Raw genomic sequence first — 6,941 nt, forward strand, 5'->3', positions numbered from 1 at the left:
GTACCAAGCGGGGTGTTCGTTGCTCCGCCCGCAGCTCCAAGCTTCAGGGTTCCGGCGCTGACGGTAGTCACTCCCGTATAGGTGTTCGCTCCAGAGAGGGTCAGGGTACCGGTTCCTGTTTTTGTAACGGTCCCGGTACCGGTAACGATCGGGTCGGCTATCGTTACATTGCCAGAACCTGCGCCTACTGTCAGGGTTCTGTTTGTTCCCGTGATTCCATTACCTGAAGCCACATCAAGGGTAAGCGTCCCGCTGTCGGAACTTATCTGGGTATTTCCAGCAAGCGTGATCGCACCGGTATAGCTGTTATCGCCACTGATGTTACGGAGCGCGCCGCCTGTTGCAACGCCTGTGCCGGTGAGACTGAGCGCTTCTGCCGCAATCGTAATACCGCCAGCAAGCTCGAGAGCGGCCCCGGTGGAGACCGTCGTACCTCCGGCAGTCGTGCCCAAGGCTGTATTGTGTGCCGCCCTGAGCACACCAGCTCCGATATTGGTCGCACCGGTGTAGGAGTTTGCCCCCGAGAGCGTCAGTGTACCGGTGCCGGCTTTGGTGAGAATACCTCCCGTTCCGGAAATAGCTCCGGCATAGGTTGAAGAGGTGTTGCTCACGTCACCAATGGTCAGGGCAAAGGCTCCACCGATAGATGTGCTTCCCGATCCCGTGATCGAATCGATCGTCTTGGCTGCGGCTATCGTGAACACACCCTCATTCGAAACGCCGGAACTCAACGCTATGGTTCCTGTCGCATCAAGCGCAAGTGTACCGCCGCTGATCGTTGTCGCTCCGGTGTAGGTATTAACTGCCCCCAGTGTCAGCGTTCCGGCGCCCGATTTGACAAGAGTGGTCTTGCTGATGATGCCGCTGTATGTGCCGTTGCCGCTTCCGACATTGAAGGTGGTGGTGCCCGTACCGCTGACCGCTCCGGTGCCGCTAATCGAACCGCCGTTAGCGTTCATCGTCAGATTCAGCGTACCGGTGGTATTACCGATGGCTGCATTTATCGCTATACTCCCGTCTGCCGTCAGCGTCAGCGTACGTGTTCCTGCTGCCGTACCCGTCAAGATAGCGCTGCTGACCGTGATATTTCCGGCTTCAGCACCACCACCCGTTGTGGTCACCGTAACATTGGTACCCGCATCAAGACGGGCGGTTATGTCGGTATTGAGAATGGTGGAACCGGTTGCTCCCGGTGTCCAGATATCAGGATCTGCGCCGCCCCATGTGCCGTTCGCACTTGCAGTTGTAATGGTTACGTTATACGGATCGAAGAGCCAGAGTCCAGCGTTGCCGTTGATCGAGGATGCTCCGCCCCTTGAACCTGCGGTATCAAGCCAGTGACCGGAGGTCTCGATTCTTCCACCGTCACCACTGCTGGCTCCGCCCTTCGCTTCAAAGGTGCCGTAAGCACGGGTGACGGAGTTCGGGTTGGTCACGTCACTCCAGGCCACAACCGTACCCCCATTACCGGTATCGATGGCACTCGCTTCAAGCAGGGCTCCCTGCTCAATGATGGTACCGGTCGCCTGACGAACCGAACTGTCGCTGTTCTGCCAGCTTCCGCCAACCAGTACCTCACCTCCGCCGGTTGCGCCAGACGCGGTCAGGTGGGCTCCGTCCTTTATCTGAACACGATCTCCTGTTGCAACCACACTCCCGCCCTTTCCGTCCGGTGAGGATGCATCCACTTTGCCTGCGACCGTCGTCATGCCGCCCTCGGCGTCAAGGATAATCCTCCCCCCTCTCGCCTGCAGGCTTCGGGTCTCAATGATACCGCTGTTGTTCACCGCCGACTGAACCAGGGCGTCGGCCGCTTTTGCCGTCATGATTACTCGACCGCCATCAGCTTTGACAAGTCCTTTGTTTTCGGCCAGGGCATCAACTGCTCCCTGATCCACCGTAAGGGTGATGAGCCCGTCTCCACGGAAATCAAGGGAAACCTGATTGCCAGCGGCCAGCGCAACGCTTCCGCCTGGGACTGTAATAGTGCCCTCGTTGGTTACTTTGGGGGCTATCAACGCCACCACACCACCCGGCATCGCCGAAAGTGCTCCCTGATTAAGAACCGAACCGGCTTTGCCGCTGTTGCTGAATCTGTATCGTCCGGCAAGAAAATCGCTGTCGAGCATGTTGAGCGATGAAGCTACCAGACCACCGACATTTACACGCGCTGTGCTGCCGAAGATGATGCCCGAGGGGTTGAGCAGAAAAACCCGACCGTTGGCCGAGAGAGAACCCATGATCTCGGTCGGGTTCTGGCCATTGATACGGTTGAGAGCGGCAGAGGAGCTGTTGGGCTGGTTGAAGTGGACTCCGGCATCGGCTCCGATGTTGAAGCTCTGCCAGTTGGCAATCATCTGCGGTGTTGACTGGTTTACGGTCAACTGTGTCCCGCTGGTGCTGATGCTTCCGCCTCCGGCGGTGATCACTCCGCCTGACGGAAGCTCTTGAGGATCAACTCCGTAGGCCATCTGGCCAGATGCAAACAGGGTGAGGAGAACCGCAAGGCTTCTCAGCCTTGATTTTGGTACCCCCCCATTGGTCTTGACCTTCTCGGAAACGACTATCCACCGCTCCTTCGATTTCGACCAGATGATGTTGAAAATCCTGTTCACGTGCGGTCGTTATCGGCTTGCATGAATAAAACAACACTCTACCCGTGATCCATTAATTGTAACAACACTTTATCGTATAAAGTGCGACCATGGCAATCGAGATCATTATAAAAACCAGCAAATATCACGCCACACGTAATCATTCAACGAGAACAGTAATTCATATCTCACTATTTTTAAAATAGTTACACAAAGAGCCCCGTATAACCGGATCTCTTCATACTCAATGAAACACCATAACCGACCCAAAACGAGACAATAAATATGAAGATGAGCCGATAGTGATACGGTTTACAGCACCTGAAGAATCAGGAAAAAGGTGAGGGGAAATATTATTCAGCAGGTTTTTTTGTAGTGAAAACAGTTGTACAGCGGGGAGATAACGACAGGAATAATAACCTTATATTTATAAATATCATGCGTTTACATGTTTTTATCACACATCGTAAACAGGATATTTCTCCGACAGGTTACCGACTGAGAGTAATGAGTAAAGAGAGGGAACGAGAGGTCTCATTTTCGTCTCACTATTGTCTCATATACTGATCAACAAGATCCGGATATGCTTAAACAGCACCTTTCCGGTTAATCAGTCACGTGAAACGGATAAAAAGCTGTCAATTATTAAACTATGCAGCTTGAAAGTGAAGTGGCTACTTCAACCGAAGAGAGAGACCGCTGCAGAGCAGCCAGGCCTCGGAGGCAATGTTGGCGGCCTTCTGGTTTATGATCCCGGCTATATCCCGAAACTGTCGGGACATGGCATTATCGGGTACAATACCCATACCGACCTCATTGGAAACAAGAATGATATCGCAGGGTGGCTTGCTGAGTACATCAAAAAAAAGCGCGATCTGCTCATCAATCGCATGTTGATCGACAAGATGATGCATAAGATTGGCCGTCCACACCGTCAGACAATCAAGCAGAACCAGATCGGTACCTGCTGACAGATTCCCGAAAGCACGCTGAGGAAAAAGCGGCTCCTCTATCGTCACAAATCTGTTGTGCCGCTCCGCCTTATGCTTGCCAATTCTAAGCTGCATCTCTTCATCAAACGGCTCAGCCGTAGCAACAAATACCCGATTCCGGTAAGCAGCTGCCAGTTTAAGAGCAAACGAACTTTTGCCACTCCTCGCGCCGCCAGTCACATAAATCACCTTTTTCATCTCTAAACTATATAGTTAACCACAGGCGAACAATAGTTCACCCTGTAGATTTATTACTGGTAATATCCACAACCCAGCTGCGATTTTGATCCTGTACCCGAACCTTGATATGGAAAGATTCATTCGGAGCATTCATGATCTTAAAGGTGCGGGTTCCGGAATCATAGCGTAACCATGAAGGCAGCGGGGAACCGTTGAGCAAGGTAACCCGCTCACCGCCAACACCCTGTGTAAGTCCGGTTTTAACCTCATCCGGAAGAGGAATGACCGCATTTGCTGTTTGACGAACCAGCTTTCCGCCAAGAAAAACATTGATCACTCCGTTAAACGGTTTCTGCGTCTCACTTCCGGGAGATGATCCGGTAACAGAAAGACTTGCCTGGCTGATATCCGAAGTCATGCCCCCTCCTGTTGTCATCGCTACGGTGCTGCTGACATCACCACTCTTCATATCAGAGAGGTTATCGAGGTTCATAACCGGGGCAAACTCGATTGAGCTGCCGACCGGAGCGACTGCCTGTGTATTGGTAACGGTTAAGGGCGCAACCGTTATTGATGCACTTGAAGCCGGAGCCGTCGTAGTTATTGGATTTGCGGGCATCAGGCTTGACACGGTTGTGCCTGCGGGCGAAGCGGGCGTTGCCGTAATAATCGGCAGAACTGTCTCTGGTGTGGTTTTACTTTCTGTTTCCGTTACGGGTGCTTCACTGATATCAGCCGTCAGACCACTCTGCTGCTGCAGGTTGTAGTTTGCTGCATCCGCTCCGCTTATGGTGCTGCCTGTCACCGTCACACTCTTTCCTGTGCCAACATTCCTGTCTGCAAAGGTACCTGCGGGCGTGCCGCCAAGCGTCACCACATCGCTGCCAAGCGGAGTTACCTTCGCTGTGCCCGTCAGTGTTGCCGTGGTCGTTGCATCATAAACCTTGTTCGATGCCGACAGGCCGCTCACCGTCAGATTTGCGCGGCTGATTTCGGCACTCAAAGCGCTCTGCTGCAGGAGGGTGTAGTTTGCTGCATCCGTTCCGCTTATGGTGCTGCCTGTCACCGTCACTACCTTTCCGGCTCCGACGTTCTTGTCTGCAAAGGTTCCTGCCGGAGTACCGCCCACCGTCACCACATCGCTGCCAAGCGGTGTCACCCTCGCTGTGCCCGTCAGTGTTGCCGTGGTCGTTGCATCATAGACCTTGTTCGATGCCGACAGGCCGCTCACCGTCAGATTCGCGCGGCTTATCGCATAGTTTTCCGTGGCTGTCGTGAAGTCACCACCCCAACTGTAGTTCGCAGAATCTGTCCCTGTTATACCGCTTGCTTTCTGCTTGTAACTGCCGACTTTTGTATTACCGCTTGTACTCAACGATGCATTTACCAATGTGCGCGTCACATCAACCACATCACCGGTGATCCTGTTATCCGTCACAGCACCATACACAAGCGAATTTCCGTAGGTCGAACTTCCGTCGCCGATCGCCGTTACCTGGAGCGACTTCTGATTGACCGTAAGCGTATTTGAGACATAGGTAATCCCGTATCCAAGCAGACTTGTCAATCCGGATGAACCAATTGTATGGTTGCCTGCTGTATATTTACCGGATGAAGAGGTGGAACCGGATACACTTAGTCCGCCTGATAACGCCTGTGCTTTGGTATCACTGTTTTGTTCTCCAGTGATGGTGTAGTCGAGAGTTGGTGCCGTACCGTAGGTAATCGTTTCATTTGCAGCCGTAACGTTGACTGTCGGCTGTTCGCGGTAGATGGCGTTCTTGCCCGCAGCGAGAACAGTCGTATAATTCGATGCCGATTCATCGCTGTTGTAGCGGAAACGCCCTGTTCCCGTTCCGATGAATGCACTCAAACCGGTACTTCCGGAGATGCTTCCGGTATAGAAGGATGCAATGCCGCCCGTTCCTAATGTTATCACCGGAGTGCCGGAAACAATGATGTTGCCTCCCGTTGAGGTCCCTGCCGCCGCCGATTTCCCGGCGTTCACCCTGATTGCTGTTGCCGAGCCATCTGTCGTGGAGAGATTGCCCGAAACCGTCAGGTCTCCGCTCAGGGTCGCAACATCAACCGTTCCTGATGCAGCAATGCCGGAAACAGTAAGTGCATTGGTATCAATGAGCGAAACAGCTCCGGCACTTGTCACAGCGACCGATGAAAAGTTATTCGACGTATTATTGAAGGTTACATTTCCACTCCCGGCGACAAACGTCACGGCTCCGGCTGTGGCTGTAACCACTCCGCTGCCACTGATGCTGCTGTTCGTGGTGGTCAGGGTTGTGCCTGCTCCTGCACCGAAAGTCGTAGATCCGCTGTAGGAGTGAACTCCTGTGGTTTTTACCGAACCTCCGTTTATAAAGAGCGATGTAGCTGCGTCACCGGTGAACGATGCCAATGGCGTGGAGTTTCCAATCGTACCGCCAAGGGTGACACTTCCGGATCCGCTGATACCGAGTGCAAATCCGCCATTGATAGTGCCACTCAGAGTAAGTGCTGTACCACTGTCTGCAGTGATACGGGCATCTTCAGCAAGAGTAACCGCTCCTGTATAGCTGTTAGTACCACCTGCATTGCGAAGTACACCGCCTGAACTGATACCTGCACCCGACAAGCGCAAAGTTTCTGCTCCTATCGTGATACTACCCGATAGTTCAAGTGCAGCTCCGCTCTCAACCGTTACTCCGCCAGTTGTGGAACCAAGTGCAGAGCTGTTTACCGCTCTCAGCACTCCAGCACTAATCGTAACTGCTCCCGTAAAATCATTTGCCCCTGATAGGGTCAGTGTGCCAGAGCCCGCCTTAGTAATACCTCCCCCTGTTCCTGACAGCACGCCGCTGTATGTTCCGGAAGTGTTGTCTGAGTCTCCTATGGTCAGTATATAGGAGCCGAGTGCGGTCGAGCCTGCGCCTGTCAGTGAATCAATAACCTTGTTTCCTCCGATCGTAAACGATCCGGCATTTGCTACTCCCGAACTTGCAGCTATCGATCCTGTTGCATCAAGCGTTAAGGTCCCGTTACTGATTGTTGTTGCTCCGGTGTAGGTATTCACTCCGGAGAGTGTTACTGTTCCGGCTCCCGATTTGGTCAGCGCTATGCCCGCACCGCCAAGCTTTGCACTGATCGTACCGCTTGAAACCGCATAACTGCTTCCGGTCAG

At 53.2% G+C, this 6,941-nt stretch carries 3 protein-coding genes; all 3 read right to left on the reverse strand.

The genetic code is table 11. From position 1 onward, the window contains the following. Nucleotides 1–2,615 (reverse strand): autotransporter-associated beta strand repeat-containing protein (locus BOO20_RS09650; RefSeq protein WP_144277149.1); only part of this gene is annotated, 2,615 nt, incomplete at its 3' end. A gap of 653 nt (nucleotides 2,616–3,268) precedes the next feature. Next, nucleotides 3,269–3,784 carry a bifunctional adenosylcobinamide kinase/adenosylcobinamide-phosphate guanylyltransferase gene (gene cobU, locus BOO20_RS09655; protein ID WP_076792172.1) on the reverse strand — a complete coding sequence of 172 codons (516 nt, stop codon included), beginning with the start codon at nucleotides 3,782–3,784 and terminating at the stop codon, nucleotides 3,269–3,271. 37 nt (nucleotides 3,785–3,821) lie between these two features. After that, a partial coding sequence (locus tag BOO20_RS09660) for an S-layer family protein (protein ID WP_198935441.1) occupies nucleotides 3,822–6,941 on the reverse strand: 3,120 nt, incomplete at its 5' end.

Source organism: Chlorobium sp. KB01 (genome assembly GCF_001975465.1).
In the GTDB taxonomy this organism is placed as follows: Bacteria; Bacteroidota; Chlorobiia; order Chlorobiales; family Chlorobiaceae; genus Chlorobium.

What these genes read in the sequence shown, in the direction of transcription:
- cobU (WP_076792172.1), bottom strand. Translation starts at nt 3,784, where the DNA reads ATGAAAAAGGTGATTTATGTGACTGGCGGCGCGAGGAGTGGCAAAAGT.